The organism is Pradoshia sp. Z3_51 (genome assembly GCF_058215915.1).
This window is the reverse complement of the sequence record NZ_JBZAJC010000004.1, coordinates 351,651-371,709: the sequence shown is the minus strand read 5'-3', so window position 1 is coordinate 371,709 and position 20,059 is coordinate 351,651. Positions and strand designations below refer to the sequence as shown.

The window sequence follows — 20,059 nt, the reverse complement described above, 5'->3', positions numbered from 1 at the left end:
AGCTTCCGAACTTTTCAGAACACATATGAAAAGAACTATAATCAACTGCATACCTTCCGAAACATTCATAACCCCTTTATTCATTTGGATGATTATAGATTCCCGGGATTAGCTGAGACCCCTCTAAATCTGCCATCAAGGAAAAAAAAGCTAATGAACATTGCAATCATTATGATTTATACTTAGGTAGTATTATAAAATAACAATATTTAAATAATTTCGTTCGTCTAAAAAATACTTCAAATAAACCGAAAATAAAATTGAACCATTTGCTGAAACTAAATCAGGTATTTATTTCATGATAGATATTCAATAAAGAGGGGGCATAACATATATAATACGATTAAATAGTCAACAGAACACAGGCTTATAAACATACCTATAAATCCTGAGATTGGAGGAGTTTACAATGAGTGGGCATCATCACCATGGTCATCATCATAGTCACGAAAGCGGAGGCCATCATCATCATCATCATCATCATAATGCAAATAAAAAAGCCCTTGCGATTAGCTTTAGTTTAATATTTGCCTTCATGATTATAGAAGTGATTGGCGGGATTTGGACCAACAGTCTTGCTCTTCTTTCCGATGCTGGCCATATGCTCAGCGACGCAGCTGCTTTGGGATTAAGCTTATTTGCCTTTAAACTTTCAGAAAAGGCTGCTGACTACTCCAAAACCTATGGCTATAAGCGCTTCGAAATATTAGCTGCATTTATAAACGGCATGACTTTAATCATTATTTCCTTTTTTATCTATTGGGAGGCAATTGAACGTTTTAGAGTGCCGCCAGAGGTTAGCTACAATATGCTTTGGATTGCTCTAATTGGATTGATTGTCAATTTAGCGGTTGCATGGATCTTGATGAGAGGTGATACAGAGGAAAATCTGAATATGCGAGGAGCCTTCCTTCATGTATTATGGGATTTACTTGGATCAGTCGGCGCAATCATTGCCGGAATCTTAATCATTCTGTTCGGCTGGAAGTTGGCAGATCCGATTGCCAGCATGATCGTAGCAACTCTTGTCTTAGTTAGCGGATGGCGTGTATTAAAGGACTCTTATCATATTCTAATGGAGGGTACTCCGACAGGCATCCAAATCGAGCAGGTAAGAAAAAGTCTAATGAGTATAGAGGGTGTTCTGGATGTGCATGATTTACATATCTGGACGATCACATCCGGTTTCCCTGCACTTAGCTGCCATGTTGTCGTTGAGAAAAAAGTGGACCGTGATGAAATTCTTATTCAATTACAGAATTGGTTAAAGAACAATCATCAGATTGAACATTGTACATTTCAAATCGAAGGACAAAACATTCTAGAAAAGAATCCGCATGATACATGTAATTAATTTATTCTGCAACGAAAATCTAGCATCTAAAAAAGTAGTTGGCGGTCTGTTTTCGAATCATTTAGAAAAAGCAATTGAATGTGAAGGTTCTAACTATTATAATAATTCTATCAGCTAAGGTAATGTTTACATAATTTGCAATCTTTTATCTAGAAAGGGAATCAAATATGATCGGTGATCGTGTTAAAAGAATTAGAAAAGAGAAAAAGATGTCTATGACGGAGCTAGCGGAGAAGGCGGGAGTAGCAAAGTCCTATTTAAGTTCACTCGAAAGAAATATACAGGTGAATCCCTCCGTTCAATTTCTTGAAAAGATAGCAGCTGTACTAAATATCCCGCTAGATGCTCTCTTACACGATGAACCAGACATGACCAATCTTGATGAGGACTGGGCAGAGTTAATAAAAGAAGCAATGAATTCGGGAGTATCCAAAGATCAGTTCAGAGAGTTTATTGAATTTAATAAATGGCGTATTAAGAAAGATTGAATAGAAAGGCCTTAAAATAAATACTAGAATTCCCAAAACACTTATATAGCTGTAAGTGTTTTTTCTTGTTTAAGAAAGCAAAATAAATACCCCGAACTTCAACTGAAACCGAGGCATTTCATATATTCACCCTCATTCCTGTGCGTTTCCTTCTCTCTCTATAAAGCTCCTAATCTCTTCTTTGGTAAATCCTATTTGTCGGGCGATCAATATAAGATTTACCCACTCTTGATCCAATTCAGCTTTAACGGTACACATCAATTATATCTCCTCCCTAAAATACTCTCCTGTATTTCAGGTAGTCCAGCCATCATAGTAATTAAACCTTAGATCTGTGACTTTGCGTCCTTATTTTTCAATAAGTTTGCCCTTTACTGTCAGCTCTTCATTAGTATAATTGCTTACTAACTATTTTATTGCCACTGTTTGTAATTTTCAAACATTTTTTGGGTATATTTTCCTTCATTTTTCTACAAATATAGGTAAAAAGGATGATATATGCCGTTTCTAAACCAGACTTATGTCGAAAACAAATGAAATTTGTCCTTTTCCATCTGATATTTTTCATAATAGATTTGTTTATTTTGCGAATACTCTACGCCCCTTAACACCTGTTGTTTGGTTAAATCATTCCCACAGGAAGGACATAGCCATTCACCCATTTCACAACTGCTATAAGAAGCTCGATGGCAGATATAACAATTTTTACGATATATAATATCCTCCTTAAATGTTCGTTTTAAAGAACAACAATATCAAAAAAATAGCATATAATGATGGTGATTAAGTCCTGAATAAGGACTAATGGTCTAAATCCTTAATATCCTTTATTAAGTATAGAAACGTTCTTTTTTAAGAACATTTTACTACCTATTTATTTAACAGTCAAATAATTCCAGAACAAACTCTTATACTATTTATTCCTTTAAATAAATCTCTTATGTATCAATCTATATGGCGCATCCAGATGTCTGATTACAAAAAAATCCTCTCACAACAGAGAGGATTGACAATTATTATTTAGAAAACATATAGGTCTTTGTCTTTGCAGATATATTTAACACAATACTTAAAGCGAGAAGAGTTCCCAATACTGAGCTCCCTCCATAGCTCAGCAATGGTAAAGGGATGCCAGTAATCGGAACAAGTCCCAAGACCATTCCTATATTCTCAAAGATATGAAAGGAGAGCATGGAAACGATGCCTATGCAGATATACCGTTCATACTGTCCCTTATTTAATGTGGCAATTGCAATTATTTTATAAATCATAATGAAGTAAAGAGCAATGACCATACTGGCAACGATAAATCCTCCCTCTTCTCCAATTACGGTAAAAATAAAATCCGAGTGAGCTTCCGGAACATACATAACACCATTGTTAAAGCCTCTGCCTGAATCCATTCCTGATCCAATGGCAAGTATGGAATTTTTAAGCTGATAGCCTTCACTAAAATTAAATGGATCAACCCAGGCGTGTATCCGATTTATTTGATATTCTCCTAAAAAGCTTAGTAATAGTTTTGTATGATAAAGATAGATGTAAGCCAGCGTAACCACGGCAGAAATCCCTGTTAAAATCAAGGTGAAAATGATTCTCCAATTCACTCCGGACACAAAAATCATGCCTATTAAAATAGCTGCGATTACCATAGCCGTACCTGCATCGGGCTGCAAGAGAATCAATCCAAGAGGCGGAATTGCAGCCAATCCTAATTTCAGCAATAAGATGAAATCAGATTTAAGAGATTTATTTCTCATAAATTTATCATTATGGGAGACTATGATTTTTGCCAAAAAAAGAATGAGAAATACCTTCATAAACTCTGAAGGCTGCACAGAAAAACCAGGTAGTTGAAACCAGGATTTTGCCCCCTTCGTTTCCTCCGCAATACTTTCAGGAGCGACTAGAAGGAAAGATAATACACCGATTCCGAAAAGATATAGATAGATAGACATTCTCTTAATCTGGCTCAAATCAAAATAATAAACAACCGATGTCAGGATTAGTCCTATACAAAAATAAATGGCCTGCTTTATTGCAAATGGATTTCCATAAGGTAAATACTTCTGTGCACTATAAATATAGAAACAGCTGATGCCCATAAAAACAAAGATAATCAACAATAAGTCCAGATCAAAATAACTCTTACGAACCTTGTTTAAATTCATTAAATGACCCCTACTGTTTTTCCATATTATAACATCCGCTCGTTATGTATTACAAATATTACAAAAACCAATACTATTATTACAAAAGAATTTACGACTACACAAATGAAATTAAGGCTGAAAACTGATCAGAGTCCTTTTGAAATCATTAATGAGAAGATTATAATGAAGCATGGGAAGAGACAATTAGTACAATAGCAAGAGGATTGATAGCGCAAAAAAAAGAATAGTTAAGAGGGCTAAAATGAACATTTATCAAACCATACTTTATAAAGTAGAAGATATGCTTATTAAATTGTTTACAAAAAAAGAAAAATACGCCGATGTTAAAGCCGGCATTGAACAAAAGAGAGCTGAAAAGGAACACGCTCGCCTTCTAAAGCAACAGGAAAAAGAGCGGTTAAAAAGGGAACGGGAAGAACAGGAAAGAAGAGAAATAGAAGCCATCATCGCTAATTTACTGGAACATAACGGCCAAAATTACTCCCCTTATGAATATAACGAAATTAAAAGGAATAAAGTATTCTTTAGAACCCTTATTCAACGTGTTTTTGAACCTAATGAGAAGGCTTTGGCTTTCATTTACTGTGAATATGATAAAAACAGTAAGAAGGAAATTTTCGGATACTTAATTCCTACCAATAAAAGAATAATTTTTGTTAATAAGAGGTTCAGTGTAATACAAAGATTCAGGTATCAGACCGTTAGAAACGTCAACTGGTTCAAGGATGGACTATTAGAAAGAGGATTAAAAATCCAATATGGTAAGCGTAGATTGGAATTTGATGAAATATTTGATCAGGACCAGTTGATTAGAGTAGGGAATATTATTTTGAATAAGTCCAGGAATATTTGAATAGTATGATCCGAAAACTAAACAAAACAGTGGTCACAGATGTAAGCCTGTGACCACTGTTTTATTTCATTCATACTATTACTAAAGCTTCTACCTCTTCAGTTCACTATCAACTGTCAAAATACCTAATTCGTGATGGTCTCCCTCATATAAGGCATTTTGGACAAGCCTGATTTGCTCATTCGTATCATAGACTTCCAGCTTACAATGAGCACGATTGATTTGTAAGGCTTCATAAAGTTGCTCAGAGTTGTAAACCTGTTGTCCATTCACACGGGTCAAACGCTCCCCTGCTTTTAAACCCATTCGCTCTGCCGGCGATTCCGGAAGTACACCTAGGATCATCAAGCCTTTTTTTCCTGAAGTGAAGAAAGCATTCGATTGATTTTCATTATTTTTATACACAAACTGTATGACTTCCCTGCCAAGGATTGCAACAATGGCAGCTGCTAAACTGACAATCGGATACCACTTTCCAGCTACAGCCAGAGCTAATACAATGATGCCTAGGATAGCTACATGGTTTCCAAGCCTTCCAGCCACATTGCCCATCAAATTACTTTTCACTTTAAGGGAGAACCCAATAAAAAATGGCACCAGAATAGGACTCCAATCCGTTCCTCCAAATGAAAAGACAGGCCAAAAATCTCCGCTAACATTCAACATTCCATTAGGAATAAATAATAAGACCGGCACCAGCCAAACTCTTTTTGTTGTTTGCGTTCCAATATAGAGACCGCGCTTTCCTTTTTCAACTGAAGGAGAAACTTGAATAGCTCCTCTTTTCCGAATTAATACTCCCTCTGTAATAATCAATAAACCTATTAAAACAGCTATTGAAGGATAAATCGCCTGCTCAAATAGAAAATAGCTGTTATTCAGGATGCCCTCAAACCCTGTTACATATAAAATATAGATAACAAGAAAGGCCAATCCAACTGTATAGGCCGGGGAAAGAAATCTGATTTGCATGCTTACACTAATCAGTAACATGAAGATTCCTACGATTACAATGAAATCAAATGGTACAGCTAAGCCGAGTAGCCCAGTGATGACCGATAGAATGAGTCCCCATACTAAACTAGGAACAATATATTCTTTCATTTCAATCATAGAATCCTCTACACGGACATGAAACAGTTTTCTTTCCTGTTTGACCCTCATGGAGCCAAGTATATATGTAAGTATAAATCCCACATAGAAAAGCGGGTGTAAAAACAATTCGCCTATTCCTTTTGCAATTTCAATTATCCACGTTTCCCACAAATTAATCACCAACCTCGCATACACTTACTTAATATTCTATCAAATCCCCCCCTCCTTTCCTATCAATTCTTTTCAGATAGTCACTATACTACAAAACTCACCAAGAACTTCTAAGATGTCCTCCCTGCAAAGAAACAAAAGGATCGGTAACGAATTACAATAATAATGGATGAATCAGCATACAAAAAAATGAAGGCTCATAGCCTTCACTTTTTTGATATTCACCTTTAAGAAAACAAGGCACTTTATATTCTCATACCATGACCCGAATGCTATTGCTGGGCCAACCAACTTAAACCAGTTTGCAGCTGACGGTCATTTTTTTCATCCTTAATCTTATCCACTACGGCCTGCTGGAGCTTAGCTGCGACATCCTGATCAACACTCCCTGTAACCGGCAATTTATGCATCCGCTGAAAGGCTAGGACAGCCTTCTCTGTCTTACTGCTAAAATAACCATCTGTACGCCCTGGTGCATATCCCAATCCCTCTAACATCTGCTGCAGTGTCTTCACCTGTTTATTATTCATATCCTTCCGCAGGTCTCCCGTAACAACAAGGGGCTGTAAGGTATAGTAGCTATCCTGATGAACGGACATCGTCGGAGCAATACCCTTTTTATGAATCCACGTACCATTTGGTGTCAGCCATTTATAGAAGGTTAACTTAATGGTACTACCATCCCCCATTGAAACAGGCTGCTGAACAGTCCCTTTTCCAAATGTTTTCTCGCCAATCAATGGATAACCTTCCGCTTCCTGCATGGCACCGGCAAATATTTCTGAAGCTGATGCGCTTCCCTTATTAATAAGCACAGCAATCGGGTACTCCTTCTCACTTTTTAAAGTAGAGAAAAATTTATTCTTTTTGCCATTTCGCTCTTGAATTTGAATATAAGGATGTTCATTCGTTACAAATACCTCCAGGATTTCCTGAACACTTGTTAACAGTCCTCCAGGATTTCCCCTTACATCAATCAAAAGTCCATCCACCTTATCCTCTTCCAGACCTTTTAGATCTTCCAGAAAATCCTCTGCAGTTTCTTCACTGAATGAGGTGATTTGGATATAACCAATTTTTTTATCCCTTACTTTCTTTATAGCCGTGTGGATTGTTTCAATCGGAATCTCATCACGCTCCACTAAAAACGTGATTGGCTGATCATTGCCGTTTCTTTTAATGTCTATCGTCACTTTAGTTCCAATCTTCCCACGTATCAGGGAAACAACATCATATAGTTCCAATCCCTTAACATCCTTACTATCAATACGGATAATTTCATCACCAGGTTTTATACCGGATCGTTCGGCCGGGGAATTTTTAAATGGTGACACAATGATAAACTTCCCGTCCATAAAACTTATCTCAGCTCCAATTCCCTGAAACCTGGAATCCAATGTTTGTTGAAACTGTGACGAAGTCTCTTCATCCATATATACCGAATATGGATCTTTGAGCTCCCCAAGCATCCCTTTAATAGCTCCCTCAGTCAGCTGCCCTCCATCTATACGCTCTACGTAATTAGACGTAATAATATCATATGCCTGTCGTACTTTATCAAACTGGGGCCAGGAATCAGCCTGATTCTCTTTTTGATTCTTCGATTCAAGCGTATTCTCCAATGTCACATACTTCCACCACAAGCCAGCGATTGTAACAACTAATAGAAAGATGGCTACAGAAAATAACCAGTACCATTTATTTTTCATAGATCGCTCCTTTCATAGTTCTATCAATTAAAAAAGCACTGCACGTATAAATGTGCAATGCTTAGTCCTACTATATACAGTATGAAAGGCTTGTACATAGTATGATTATTTATCTAATTTTTGACTGGCACCCGGAGCAATCGGTCCTGGATCTTTAGCAAATACTGCAGCACTTCCAAAAGCGCAAGTCAGTATACATAACGTGATGACAAACCCAGCTATTTGCTTCATAAACCTATTCACCTCCCAATCTTGCTTTGTATCTATGTACATTCTCGGAGTTCAATAGTTGAAGATAAAAAAAGTTTGAGTTTGATGTAAAAACATCTCTGGCAACTTGCATTAATTTTTCATTATCAGTTGCGATGCTATAAAAAAACAGCTGATACGAAGTTAAATACCCATTCTCTTTTTTCAGATTATCTAATATATGCAAAGCCTCTTCTGTTCGTCCTGTTACAAGATAGCGATGGGCTTTTTCTGCTTCATCCTTTGGTATTGAGTCAGTATCGACTCCCCAAAAAGAGTTCAAAAACTCTATAGTATTTATTAAAAAACTCATCCTTTTGGATTGTATATCGGCTGGCAGGGAACTTAAAGTAGCCATTGATTTATTTAGCCAGTATTTTGCCACCTGATAATTTTCAAACATAAAGGATTGACCCAATGTGTGATAGAAAACGGAATAGATAACAGGAAAATATACTTCCAATTCGCGTCTTTCAATCACTTTCATGCATTTTTCTCTGCAGAGATCAATTTTATTCATATACAGGTAGGTGAGAACTTCCATCTCAGCCAAACGGATTGAATATGATTCACGCAGGAAATCATTATCCATTAATTCAACCATTGGTACGATAACACGCCTGACCTTATGAAAAGGTTCATATAGGCCTGTTTCACTGATTCCATATAGATGAATAATTAATGAAAGAATAAGCGTTTCATTACTCGTATTCTTCACCTTAAAAATGGCATCAATTAAATCCGTACCAGTTAAAAGACCATCTCTTCGCTTACTTAGGATGGAATAGATTGAGAGCCATGTCCTCATCTCCGGACTGTCGAATTCTCTCTCAGTTTGAAGGAGGGATTCTACTTCTTTCGTATCCCCCTGCATCGTAAAGTATTCCATTAAAATGTGAGGTTTTATAGCATCTCTGCAATTGATATAATATTCCTTCAGAAAATATTTCTGTTTTTCATAGTTATTAGGAAATAAATCATTCAGTGAAAATATAATACTATGTAAATCGATTTGTGTAGGATCATAGAGTTCTTTTTGTTTACTGATAAAATCAGTAAACTGTTGATCGTCCTTGATCAGATAATCCTTCAAAATAACACCCTCCATGCCACACCTCACTATTTGTAAAATTTTATACCATAATACAAATTTTAGCAGGCATTGTCTAAATAGTACACTTTATTTATCCACCAAAATAGTAGGTAAACCGACATATTTCGGGTTTCTTTGCTAGCATATTCACATTTACCCCATGAATAAAAAAACGCAGTTCAATATAGAACTGCGTTACGTGCATCTTTCAACTTACATACCACTTAAATATTTCAATGGATCTACAGCATTCTTTTTAGAAGCAGTCCATTCACCTACGTATAATTCAAAATGTAAATGCTGTCCAAATGAGCGACCCGTATTTCCCATGATTCCGATTTGTTGGCCCTTACTTACTGTTTGACCCTCAGAAACATTTCTTGATCTCAAATGGGCATAGACTGTTGTATAAACTTGTCCATCTATATAGTGCGACAGGTAGATAACATTCCCATAGGAACTTGAAAAATTTGACCTTGTTACGACACCGGCTGCCGAAGCTACGACTGGAACTGTACCTGACTTGGCAATATCAATCCCATTATGGTTTCTTCCCCATCTTCCGCCAAATCCTGAGGATACATATCCTGCTGCAGGGCGCATAAATTTACCGGACGTAATGGCCGGCGCAGATACTGTATTACCATTTCCCCCGCCTGTGCTTGCAGAAACCTTTTTAGCTTCTTCTGCCTGACGGTTCTTTTCTTGTTGAATGGCTTTTTTCACAGCTTCTGCTTGACTCGCCAATAATTGCTTTTCCTCCTCCAGGCTTAGTTTTTCTTCTTCAAGTTCAGCCTGTTCGGATTTTAGAATAGCCATTAATTTATTTTTTTCGACCTTCTGGCCATCAAGCTTTTCATTTATAGTTACCAGCTCTTGTTTCATTGCATTTAATTTATTGAGCTTATCTTCAACTTCTTCTTTTTTTGCAACCAAGTCAGCTTTATCATTTTCTTGTTCCGTTAAGATATCCTTATCCGCTTGCATAATAGTGGATACAGCACCTACACGTTCAACAAATTCACCAAAACTGCTGGCTCCAAAAACAACCTCTAAATAATTCACTCCTCCACCATTTTGCTGGTAGGAGCGAGCCCGTTCTTTTAAAATCTCATTGCGAGTTTCAATTCTGGCCTCAATTTCTTTAATGCTTTCTTTTAAACTTGTAACTTTCTCTTGTGTTGAAGTAATTTGGCTATTTTTCTCTTTAATTTTCTCTTGTGTTTCAGTTATTGATTTTTGTAATTTATTAAGTTCTGCTTTTACTTCAGCTTTTTGAGATTCAATCTGATTGATTTTACCGTTTGCTTCTGAGATATCTGTTTCAACAGCTGATTTCTTTTCTTGGATGTTATTCTTCTTTTGTTGTAAAGAATCAATGGATGCTGCTTGAACACTGCCTCCAAAGAGGCCAGCAAAACCCAGCACTAGCGCTGTGTTTAATGCAACAATGGTCTTCTTCACGTGACTTTCCCCTTTCATACTAGGTAACACAATCTGTCTATTCTATGTAGGCCCCTTTGTTACAAGGGGCACAATTGATAATGTTTGAAATTTAGATGGTTATATTTTCAAAAACTTACGAACCGACATTAAACTTCCCCAAATACCAATCAAAGCTCCAAACAGGACAATCAATAGGGAGACCTGAATGATAAATGGATTGTATGGAAGTAGGCTCATGTAATCAATGGTTAAACCTAATGCAAAATTATCGTAAAGGAACTTATACCCTACAGCAATAATCGCTATTGGAATAATAGATCCCATGATGCCAAGCCATAATCCTTCAAGGAAAAACGGCCAACGGATAAATCCATTTGTGGCACCTACTAATCTCATAATTTCAATTTCACGTCTTCTTGCGAAGATGGTAATTTTAATCGTATTGGATATCAAGAACATCGCCGTAAATAACAAGGCTGCGATTAAAACAATCCCTACATTCCGTGATGTATCGACTATTTTAAACATTTTTTCAACGAAGCCTTGTCCGTATTTGACAGTTTCAACATAATCCATTTTTCCTGCTTCTTCCGCAACCTTTGCGACATCGTCAGGGCGATATGTTTTGATGATATATACATCGTTCAGAGGATTGTCCTGCTCAAAGAGTTCAAAGGCACTTCCCTGATCACCCATATTTTCAATCAGGTTGTTTAATTCATCTTCTTTCGGGGAAAAAGTAATAGAATCTACTTCCCCTAATTTTTCTAGATTACTCTCAAGTTGAATCCTTTGTTCTTCAGTAGCAGTGCGATCCACATGGACACGTACTTCAACATCACTCTCAATGCTGCTGGCAAAGTTATTTAAGTTCATCATAATAACAACAAATACACCAACTAAAGATAGTGTAACTGTTACGGCGCTGACAGAAGCAAATGTCATCCAGCCGTTTCTGCCAATATTTTTGAAGCTTTCTTTTATATGTCGGAGGAAGGTTCTAAAGTTCATAGCCATATTCCCCCTTCTGTTCATCACGCACGATGTATCCATTCTCTATCGCAATAACTCTATGTTGTAGTGTATTAACAATCTCTTTATTATGCGTTGCCATCACAACTGTTGTACCGAGACTATTGATTTCTTCGAAAATCTTCATGATTTCCCATGATGTTTCTGGATCCAGGTTACCAGTCGGCTCATCTGCAATTACCAGCTTAGGCGAGCGAACGATGGATCGGGCAATCGCTACCCTTTGTTGTTCTCCACCGGACAATTCAGTTGGAATCATACGAACCTTATGCTTTAAACCAACTAAATCAAGCACGTCCATAACCTTTTGCTTAATGACCTGTGGTCTTTCCTCTGTTACTTCCAGAGCAAAGGCTACATTTTCATAGACTGTAAGATTATTCAACAGTTTATAATCCTGGAAAATTACCCCGATATCTCTTCTTAAAAGAGGCACCTTCGAGTTTTTGATATTGGCAATATTCCTGCCATTGATCATGATCGTACCACTTGTCGGTTTTTCTTCGCGGTACATCATCTTAATAAATGTAGACTTCCCTGCGCCACTTGGCCCAACAACGTAAACAAATTCTCCTGATTTGATTTTTACATTTAGGCCCTTGACTGCTGAAACGCCATTAGGATATGTCTTTTGAACATTAATCATTTCTATCATGTCGTTTTCACCTTTTTCTACCTTCATGTTGTGTATAGTACCTCTATGCTTTATCGACAGGTGTCGTTATTTCTTGTTTTATGATGGAAAAATCCATCTTTTGTCACGATTTTATTATAACATCATAAAATGTCAGAAAAACCACGTTTATATTACATTTATATTTCAACTCTATTACCTTTTTTGTCAGATACCGTAAATATAGTATTAACTATGCCTGTGGTTCATTGTACTCAAGTTGCAATCTTAAAGAAGAGGTCATTTAACCTATTCAATTAATTAAAGGACAAACAGAAACCGGTAAGATAATCTCCTCCGGTTTGGTAAATTCTATTAAAATACTTCACTGCTTATTGCTAAGCCATTCAGCCACTTTTTTAGCATCATCCTCTGCAATCAAATCGCCTGGCATGGCAGGTGCCCCATCATTAATGATTGCTTCAATTTCTTGCACGGATAATTTTTCACCTACAGAAACCAACCCAGGACCAATTCGGCCTTCAAGTGTGTCTCCATGGCAATTTGAACATTTTTGTTCATAAATCTTTGCCGCTTCACTTCCATCATTAGCAATCGAAATCGGAGTGGATGAGGCTGTTTCATTTTTCTCAGTACCCGAATGAGTTGCACAACCAACAAGGGCAATGATAACAACTGCTATGCCAAAATGCAAATAGTTCTTCAAGGAAGTCCCCTCCCAATATTAGGAAAACATTTGTATGCCCTTATTTTAGCTGTATCTAGGCTTTTTTAAAACCCTCTCCAAGTACCTCGGCAGCATCCATCACGACGACAAATGCCTGGTCATCAATACGTTGAACCACTTGTTTAAGTTTTGTGAAATCAGTTTGATCGATTACACACATTAATACCGGACGTTCACTCTCTGTATATCCGCCATGGGCAGATATTCTTGTAACCCCGCGATCCACTTCTTCCAAAATAGCTCGTCTTACTTCTGTTTCATGATTGGTAATGATCATAACCGTTTTAGAGCGATTAATGCCGACTTGGACTAAATCAATAGTTTTGCTCGTTACATATAGCCCAATCAATGCATATAGACCTTGCTCAATATCAAATACGAGACAAGCAGCCAGTACGATTAAACCATCAATGGCGGCAACACAGGTTCCTAAAGAAAGCCCGGTGTATTTATTAACAATTTGCGCTGCTAAATCGGTACCGCCAGTTGAAGCTTTTCCAAGGAATACTATCCCAAGTCCCAATCCAACACCAATCCCACCAAATAAAGCTCCCAATAAGGGATCCTGAGTCCATGGAGACCAGTTACTCGTCAGGAAAACAACGAATGGGAAAAAGATCGTTCCTACAGCTGTTTTAATTCCAAAATGCGTACCAAGCAGAATAACCCCAGCTATAAATAGCGGAATATTAAAGGCCCATTGTACAAAGGCCGGCTCCCATCCGAATACATTATACGTAATCGTACTGATTCCGCTGACCCCACCGGATGCAACTTTTGTCGGTAATAAAAACATATTAAAGGAGATGGCCACAATGGCAGAGCCGATCAGAACATATAAATAATCCTTAATTAGATTGAAGTAAGGATGCGATTCCTTCTGTGCGTTTCTTTTTTTCTTCACAATTGCAAAAGCCTCCGTCTAAACATTTAATAAAGTATATTCATTCTATACGAAATTCCGACATGAAACAATGAAAGGCAATAAAAGATGAAAAAGTCAGACAATAACCGCGCCAAATGGCAAAGAAAAAGGCACCCTATAAAGGGCACCTATTGTAGATTAAATCGAAATATCTTTCTTATTGAAAACAATAAAGGTTATCGCGATAAACAGTACATAGTAAGCAGCCAACACACCGAGTGAGAGACCTACCGTCGCTCCCTCAAACATAGGCGCACTTTCCATAATATATCTTCTCAAATCTATGTGAGGGAACAAAACAAATTTTAACCATTCATATCGTTCAACAAGGGAGGTGATTAACATATTTAAGGTTGAAGAAGCAAACAAGATGAAAACAGAAATACCGACTGCGATTGCCTGGCTTTTAAACAAAGTGCTCAACATAAAAGCCATCGTAATAATGATGAGGAAGCCTGGAACCCAATATTGCATAAGCTCAAAAAAGTATGGGCCTGCTTCTAATGTTATCACTTCGTCAAAACTTGTAGGGTCGATCATCTTATCTGTGAATGATGCTGAACCAAAGAAAATTAACCCGACAAGGTATCCTGCAACACTTAATACAACCACCATTGTAGCTGCATATAATAAAGTTGTTATATACTTCGAGAGAAGAACTTTCCAGCGCCGATGCGGACGAATTAATAATTGCTTAATTGTTCCATCAGAGAACTCCGCGGACACTGAGGCGCTGCAGATAATAACAGCAAATAAGGTCACAAAAGATGCGATTGACGTAACCCAATTGACCATAAAGGTCCAACTTGTTTCTTGGTTAGGATTGATACCCGTATCCAATAATTTCTGACTTCGGGCAATATCTTCTTGAATCCACTCTTTTTCTTCCTCAGACGTCTTCGGATCATCCAAAATAGCTTGCTGGGACTGTATGTTATTCTCTTCCTTCGCTTTCCAATCATCTGCATTATTCATGGTCTTTACTAGAATAGCACTCCCTACTAGAGCAACTAGCAAAAAGCCGATAAATATATACGAAGACATTTTAGAGAAAATTTTCATCCATTCATTTTTAATCAATGAAATCATACTCGCACCTCCTCTTGCTCTGTAATCTCGAAGAATCGATCTTCAAGCGTTTTCTTCACAACATTAATTTCATAAACATCTACTTCTGCTTCATTTAACTGTCGATTTACTTTGGCAATATCTTCGCGTGTTGCCTGGAGGGTAATCATCTTTTTATCCTGCTTTACAATATTCAGACTTGAAAATTGCTCTTTAATTACATTGGCTGCTGCCAATACATTATTGATGGAGAAAACCACTTCTCTTAAATCTTCCTCTTTTTCTTCTATAATATTGTTTTCTATATGTATGAGCTTTCCTTTCTCAATAACGGCAAAACGATCACACATTAATTGCATCTCGGATAATAAATGAGAGGAAATTAGCACACCTATTCCCTCATTGGCTAATTGATGTAAATAATCACGGAATTCTCGTATTCCTTGTGGGTCCAATCCGTTTGTTGGTTCATCGAGGATTAATAACTGAGGACGATGCAGCACAGCCTGCGCAACCCCAAGACGCTGTCGCATTCCCAGCGAATAGGTCTTTACCTTCTTGTCCATCGCATGGTCAAGCTTTACCAAGCGAGCAACTTCATCAATCCGCTCTTTTTTAATCTTTTCTTTGGCCATTCGGGCATAATGGATCATATTCTTCCGGCCGGTCATATATTTGTAAAACTCCGGGTTCTCTACAATTGCCCCTAAATCATGCATTGCCCCTTCAAAATCCCTATCCAGATCATGGCCATTAATAAAAACCTGGCCGTTCGTACGATTGATCAGACTGGCAATCATTCTGATAATCGTTGTCTTACCAGCACCATTCGGACCAAGCAGTCCAAAAATTTCACCCTTTTTAACACTGAAACTAACATCATTGACAATAACAGTGCTGCCAATCTTTTTCGTTAATGACTTTACTTCAAGAGCCGTATCATTCATGCCATCACTTCCTTTCAAAAATTACACCTATTAATAATACCGTATAAAACGGATAAAAGTTACAGAAATTACAAAATAATTAAAAAATTAATAAAAAAGACCAGCTAAATTTTAGCTGATCCTTTAAAAGTTCTATATGAATTAGGATAATTTTGAACGTAAATAAGCATCAATGAACATATCTAAATCTCCATCCATGACAGCCTGAATATTCCCAGTTTCGGCATTTGTACGATGGTCCTTAACCATGGAATATGGATGAAATACATAGGAACGGATTTGACTTCCCCAGCCAATTTCCTTTTGTTCTCCGCGAATTTCTGCCAATTCAGCTTCCTGTTGCTCGATTTCCAACTGGTAAAGTTTGGATTTCAGCATTTTCATAGCTGTTTCACGGTTCTTGATTTGGGAGCGCTCCGTTTGGCAGCTGACCACTGTATTGGTTGGTAAGTGAGTGATCCGAACAGCGGAATCTGTTGTATTGATATGCTGACCACCGGCACCGCTCGCACGATACGTATCAATTTTCAAATCCTCTGTACGAATTTCGATGTTAATCTCATCATTGAATTCAGGCATAACCTCACAGGAAACGAAAGAGGTATGGCGACGTCCTGAAGAGTCAAACGGCGAGATACGTACTAGGCGGTGTACGCCTTTTTCTGCTTTCAAATAGCCATACGCATTGTGACCTCGAATGCCAAGCGTTACGCTTTTAACTCCAGCTTCATCACCAGGAAGATAATCAAGTGTTTCTACCTTGAAGCCTTTCTTTTCAGCCCATCTTGTATACATACGCAGCAGTAAGGATGCCCAATCCTGAGATTCCGTTCCGCCTGCACCTGGATGAAGCTCTAAAATGGCATTATTCTTGTCATATTCTTCACTCAATAACAATTGAAGCTCAAACGCATTCAATCTCTCGGATAGTTCCATAAGCTCGCTCTCCAGTTCTTCCTGGAGATCTACATCTGGCTCTTCCTTAATTAATTCAAAGGTCAAATCCAAATTCTCGTATGACTCATTTAATGCATTAAATTCGCCCACTTGATCCTTCAAGCCATTTGCTTCGTTAATAATTCCCTGCGCTTTCGCTTGGTCATTCCAAAATGATGGTTCGGACATGATCTCGTCCAATTCCATAATACGGGCTTCTTTTTCTTCTAAGTCAAAGAGACCCCCTAAAGTCCGCCAAACGTGTGGCTGTTTTTTCTAACTCGTTACGAATTTCTGCTATTTCCATTTACGTTCACCTCATCTATTTTTACAAAGCTTGTTACTCACAATTGAAATCTCCTTTTCAGGAAAAAGAGAGCCGGCCTATCTGAAGCCGTCCCTCTTTATTTAACATATCTTATTATACGCGTCAACGTCATCTAAAGATACTGACATGTCTTATTTATCTTCCATGGCAATTCTTATATTTCTTACCGCTACCGCATGGACATGGAGCATTTCGCCCAACGGATTCTTCATTGCGTTTCGGTTTTTTCTTAACTGTCTCTCCTTCATCACTCTTCGGATTAACAGCCTGTCCTTTCACAACCTCTTCACGCTCTAGATTATTGCGGATCTCAGCTTTCATGATGTATTTAGCCACATCATCCTCAATCGCAGAAACCATGGCCTCGAACATCGCAAAGCCTTCTTGCTGATATTCATTGAGCGGATTGATTTGAGCATAGGCACGTAAATGAATACCTTGTCTCAATTGTTCCATTGTATCAATGTGATCCATCCACTTGCTATCAACCGCACGCAATACAATTACCTTTTCAAACTCACGCATTTGCTCAGAAGAGAGCTCTTCTTCCTTCTCATTGTATTTTTCAATGATTTTGCCATAAATTAATTCAATTAATTCTTCCCCATCAAGCTCTTTTAATTCCTCAGCATTAAAAGTACCTTCAGGCAGAAGGTTGGCATAGACATAATCAAGCAATCCTTCAATATTCCACTCTTCGCTTTCCACATCAGGCGCAAAGGCATAGACATTGCGCTGCAGAGAGGAACGAATCATAGTCTCTACGATTTCACGCAGATTCTCACTTGATAGTACATCAAAACGCTGCTTATAAATAATCTCACGTTGTTGACGAAGTACATCATCATATTCAAGCAATTGTTTACGGGCATCATAGTTATTACCTTCAACTCGTTTTTGCGCAGATTCAACGGCTTTAGATACCATTTTACTTTGAATCGGTTGGTCATCCTCCATACCGAGACGGGACATCATGCTCTTAATATTGTCAGATCCAAAACGGCGCATCAATTCATCCTCTAATGAAAGATAGAATTGTGTAACACCAGGATCTCCCTGACGACCGGAACGTCCACGCAGCTGATTATCAATACGGCGGCTTTCATGACGCTCCGTACCGATAACCGCAAGACCGCCCACTTCCTTCACACCTTCACCAAGCTTGATATCTGTACCACGGCCCGCCATATTCGTAGCAATTGTTACGGCACCTGGCTGACCGGCATCAAGGATGATATTTCCTTCGCGTTCATGCTGCTTCGCATTCAGGACACTATGCGGAATTCCTTTTTTCTTCAATAATTCAGATACATATTCACTCGTTTCAATCGCTACTGTACCAACCAATACTGGCTGACCCTTCGCATGGCGTTCAGCGATATCCTCAACGACCGCTTTGAATTTCCCTTCCATAGAGGCAAAAATCAAATCTGCACGGTCATCACGCACGATGTCGCGGTTCGTTGGAATCGCAATAACATTCATATTATAAATATTACGGAATTCCTCTTCCTCTGTTTTCGCTGTACCAGTCATACCGGCAAGCTTTTCATACATACGGAAGTAGTTTTGGAACGTAATCGTCGCAAGCGTCATGCTTTCATTCTGGATATCGAGGTTTTCTTTCGCTTCGATCGCCTGATGCAAGCCATCACTATAACGGCGTCCTTTCATTAGACGGCCGGTAAATTGGTCAACGATGACAATCTCGCCATCCTGAACCACATAATCCACATCCAAATGCATGGAAACATGCGCTTTTAACGCCTGGTTAATATGATGGTTCAAGGCAACATGGCTAATATCGAATAAATTATCAATGCCAAATGCTTTTTCAGCACGGCTCATTCCTTCTTCAGTTAGCTGAACACCTTTTGTCTTTTCGTCGTATGTGTAATCTCTTTCTTTTGATAAAGTACGGACAAAAGCATTTGCCTGTATATAAAGCTGAGTTGATTTTTGAGCGGAACCAGAGATAATCAATGGCGTACGTGCTTCATCAATCAGGATGGAGTCAACCTCATCTATTACAGCATAATGAAGCGGACGCTGTACCATCTGTTCCTTATACAGCACCATATTGTCACGTAAATAATCAAACCCAAACTCGTTATTTGTACCATAGGTAATATCGGCATTATACGCTTCCTGTTTCTCTTCACGGCTCATTCCAGTAAGATTCAAGCCGACTGAAAGCCCAAGGAAGTTAAATAATTGCCCCATTTCAGTGGCGTCACGGCTTGCTAAGTATTCATTGACTGTAATGACATGAACACCTTTACCAGTAATCGCATTTAAGTAAACAGGCATAGTGGAGGTCAATGTTTTACCTTCCCCTGTTTTCATCTCAGAAATATTACCTTCATGAAGGGCGATACCCCCCATTAATTGAACCTGGAAAGGATACATGCCAAGGACACGGCGTGATGCTTCTCTGACTACTGCAAATGCCTCAGGCAGTATATCATCGAGTTTCTCTCCACCCGCGTAACGTTCTTGAAATTCTGTTGTTTTAGCAGACAGTTCTTCATCAGACAAAGCTTCCATGGCAGATGCCAAAGCTTCTATTTTATTTGCAGCCTTATTCAGGCGTTTAAGCTCAGATTTATTAGGGTCAAACAATTTATTCAAAATCCCCATTAAGCAGTCTCTCCTCTTATCTGTACAGGGTTCATTAGCCCTAGAATGATATAGATTAATAATCGTTCATATTTTTAAATTTCACATTAATAGTAACACTTACAAATGGACAAAACAACAGAAGGAGTGTGTACACACATGATATTTTTGGGTTATTTTACCTCAAAATATACTTAAGTTCATAACTGAG

General features: G+C 38.1%; 18 protein-coding genes and 1 riboswitch. Of the genes, 3 read left to right on the top strand and 15 right to left on the bottom strand.

The window, feature by feature from the left end:
- Window positions 1–409 precede the first annotated feature (409 nt).
- Both AC4BHA_RS11075 and AC4BHA_RS11070 read left to right on the top strand, forming a co-directional pair.
- The gene (locus tag AC4BHA_RS11075) at window positions 410–1,354 is read left to right on the top strand and encodes a cation diffusion facilitator family transporter (protein ID WP_490558621.1); all 945 of its coding nucleotides are present in this window, start codon (window positions 410–412) and stop codon (window positions 1,352–1,354) included.
- Window positions 1,355–1,521: 167 nt separating this feature from the next.
- A complete protein-coding gene (locus tag AC4BHA_RS11070; RefSeq protein ID WP_139892193.1) occupies window positions 1,522–1,842 on the top strand; it encodes a helix-turn-helix domain-containing protein in 321 nt (106 codons plus the stop codon).
- 132 nt (window positions 1,843–1,974) lie between these two features.
- On the opposite strand, the gene AC4BHA_RS11065 is transcribed toward AC4BHA_RS11070, so the two are convergent.
- The gene (locus tag AC4BHA_RS11065) at window positions 1,975–2,100 is read right to left on the bottom strand and encodes an anti-repressor SinI family protein (RefSeq protein WP_148630634.1); all 126 of its coding nucleotides are present in this window, start codon (window positions 2,098–2,100) and stop codon (window positions 1,975–1,977) included.
- 36 nt (window positions 2,101–2,136) lie between these two features.
- Window positions 2,137–2,221, bottom strand: a riboswitch (cyclic di-GMP riboswitch).
- A 637-nt stretch (window positions 2,222–2,858) separates the two neighbouring features.
- Complete coding sequence (locus AC4BHA_RS11060; RefSeq protein WP_490558620.1) at window positions 2,859–4,013, bottom strand: FtsW/RodA/SpoVE family cell cycle protein; 1,155 nt, start codon at window positions 4,011–4,013, stop codon at window positions 2,859–2,861.
- Window positions 4,014–4,257: 244 nt separating this feature from the next.
- Between AC4BHA_RS11060 and AC4BHA_RS11055 the strand changes: the two genes are divergently transcribed.
- The gene (locus AC4BHA_RS11055) at window positions 4,258–4,869 is read left to right on the top strand and encodes a PH domain-containing protein (RefSeq protein WP_490558619.1); all 612 of its coding nucleotides are present in this window, start codon (window positions 4,258–4,260) and stop codon (window positions 4,867–4,869) included.
- A 90-nt stretch (window positions 4,870–4,959) separates the two neighbouring features.
- Here AC4BHA_RS11055 and AC4BHA_RS11050 read toward each other — a convergent pair whose 3' ends face one another.
- From AC4BHA_RS11050 to secA, 13 genes are all read right to left on the bottom strand, one after another.
- Complete coding sequence (locus AC4BHA_RS11050; RefSeq protein WP_180349980.1) at window positions 4,960–6,135, bottom strand: PDZ domain-containing protein; 1,176 nt, start codon at window positions 6,133–6,135, stop codon at window positions 4,960–4,962.
- Window positions 6,136–6,407: 272 nt separating this feature from the next.
- Window positions 6,408–7,844: a S41 family peptidase gene (locus AC4BHA_RS11045; protein WP_148630627.1), complete on the bottom strand. Its 1,437-nt coding sequence runs from the start codon at window positions 7,842–7,844 to the stop codon at window positions 6,408–6,410.
- 105 nt (window positions 7,845–7,949) lie between these two features.
- Entirely contained in the window at window positions 7,950–8,075 is a 126-nt protein-coding gene (locus AC4BHA_RS11040; protein ID WP_490558618.1) for a hypothetical protein, read from the bottom strand.
- A 4-nt stretch (window positions 8,076–8,079) separates the two neighbouring features.
- Window positions 8,080–9,186 (bottom strand): AimR family lysis-lysogeny pheromone receptor, encoded by a 1,107-nt coding sequence (locus AC4BHA_RS11035; protein ID WP_066106093.1) that lies wholly within the window; start codon window positions 9,184–9,186, stop codon window positions 8,080–8,082.
- Between the two features lie 213 nt (window positions 9,187–9,399).
- Window positions 9,400–10,650, bottom strand: coding sequence for a murein hydrolase activator EnvC family protein (locus AC4BHA_RS11030; protein WP_490558617.1), 1,251 nt, complete (start codon window positions 10,648–10,650; stop codon window positions 9,400–9,402).
- A gap of 99 nt (window positions 10,651–10,749) precedes the next feature.
- A complete protein-coding gene (gene ftsX / locus AC4BHA_RS11025; RefSeq protein WP_066106086.1) occupies window positions 10,750–11,643 on the bottom strand; it encodes a permease-like cell division protein FtsX in 894 nt (297 codons plus the stop codon).
- On the bottom strand, window positions 11,633–12,319 hold the full coding sequence (ftsE, locus tag AC4BHA_RS11020; RefSeq protein WP_066106856.1) for a cell division ATP-binding protein FtsE: 687 nt from the start codon (window positions 12,317–12,319) through the stop codon (window positions 11,633–11,635). Before ftsE ends, ftsX begins: the two co-directional genes overlap by 11 nt.
- Before the next feature lie 343 nt (window positions 12,320–12,662).
- Complete coding sequence (locus AC4BHA_RS11015) at window positions 12,663–13,004, bottom strand: c-type cytochrome (RefSeq protein ID WP_077248104.1); 342 nt, start codon at window positions 13,002–13,004, stop codon at window positions 12,663–12,665.
- A gap of 55 nt (window positions 13,005–13,059) precedes the next feature.
- Window positions 13,060–13,929 carry a YitT family protein gene (locus AC4BHA_RS11010; protein WP_395940468.1) on the bottom strand — a complete coding sequence of 290 codons (870 nt, stop codon included), beginning with the start codon at window positions 13,927–13,929 and terminating at the stop codon, window positions 13,060–13,062.
- Window positions 13,930–14,088: 159 nt separating this feature from the next.
- A complete protein-coding gene (locus AC4BHA_RS11005; RefSeq protein ID WP_490558616.1) occupies window positions 14,089–15,039 on the bottom strand; it encodes an ABC transporter permease in 951 nt (316 codons plus the stop codon).
- A complete protein-coding gene (locus tag AC4BHA_RS11000; protein ID WP_490558615.1) occupies window positions 15,036–15,965 on the bottom strand; it encodes an ABC transporter ATP-binding protein in 930 nt (309 codons plus the stop codon). Before AC4BHA_RS11000 ends, AC4BHA_RS11005 begins: the two co-directional genes overlap by 4 nt.
- A 141-nt stretch (window positions 15,966–16,106) precedes the next feature.
- Window positions 16,107–17,208, bottom strand: a protein-coding gene (gene prfB, locus AC4BHA_RS10995; RefSeq protein WP_139063848.1) for a peptide chain release factor 2 whose coding sequence is annotated in 2 segments (ribosomal slippage) — window positions 16,107–17,135 and window positions 17,137–17,208 — 1,101 coding nt in all. Because the reading frame shifts where the segments join, the coding sequence is not laid out codon by codon here.
- 156 nt (window positions 17,209–17,364) lie between these two features.
- Window positions 17,365–19,869, bottom strand: coding sequence for a preprotein translocase subunit SecA (secA, locus tag AC4BHA_RS10990; RefSeq protein WP_490558614.1), 2,505 nt, complete (start codon window positions 19,867–19,869; stop codon window positions 17,365–17,367).
- Window positions 19,870–20,059: the final 190 nt, after the last annotated feature.

Bases quoted from the DNA above. Each gene is read 5' to 3' on its own strand.
- AC4BHA_RS11070 (WP_139892193.1), top strand. From the start codon at position 1,522: ATGATCGGTGATCGTGTTAAAAGAATTAGAAAAGAGAAAAAGATGTCT.
- AC4BHA_RS11060 (WP_490558620.1), bottom strand. From the start codon at position 4,013: ATGAATTTAAACAAGGTTCGTAAGAGTTATTTTGATCTGGACTTATTG.
- AC4BHA_RS11075 (WP_490558621.1), top strand. From the start codon at position 410: ATGAGTGGGCATCATCACCATGGTCATCATCATAGTCACGAAAGCGGA.
- AC4BHA_RS11000 (WP_490558615.1), bottom strand. From the start codon at position 15,965: ATGAATGATACGGCTCTTGAAGTAAAGTCATTAACGAAAAAGATTGGC.
- secA (WP_490558614.1), bottom strand. From the start codon at position 19,869: ATGGGGATTTTGAATAAATTGTTTGACCCTAATAAATCTGAGCTTAAA.
- AC4BHA_RS11005 (WP_490558616.1), bottom strand. From the start codon at position 15,039: ATGATTTCATTGATTAAAAATGAATGGATGAAAATTTTCTCTAAAATG.
- AC4BHA_RS11065 (WP_148630634.1), bottom strand. From the start codon at position 2,100: ATGTGTACCGTTAAAGCTGAATTGGATCAAGAGTGGGTAAATCTTATA.
- AC4BHA_RS11045 (WP_148630627.1), bottom strand. From the start codon at position 7,844: ATGAAAAATAAATGGTACTGGTTATTTTCTGTAGCCATCTTTCTATTA.
- ftsX (WP_066106086.1), bottom strand. From the start codon at position 11,643: ATGAACTTTAGAACCTTCCTCCGACATATAAAAGAAAGCTTCAAAAAT.
- ftsE (WP_066106856.1), bottom strand. From the start codon at position 12,319: ATGATAGAAATGATTAATGTTCAAAAGACATATCCTAATGGCGTTTCA.
- AC4BHA_RS11040 (WP_490558618.1), bottom strand. From the start codon at position 8,075: ATGAAGCAAATAGCTGGGTTTGTCATCACGTTATGTATACTGACTTGC.
- AC4BHA_RS11055 (WP_490558619.1), top strand. From the start codon at position 4,258: ATGAACATTTATCAAACCATACTTTATAAAGTAGAAGATATGCTTATT.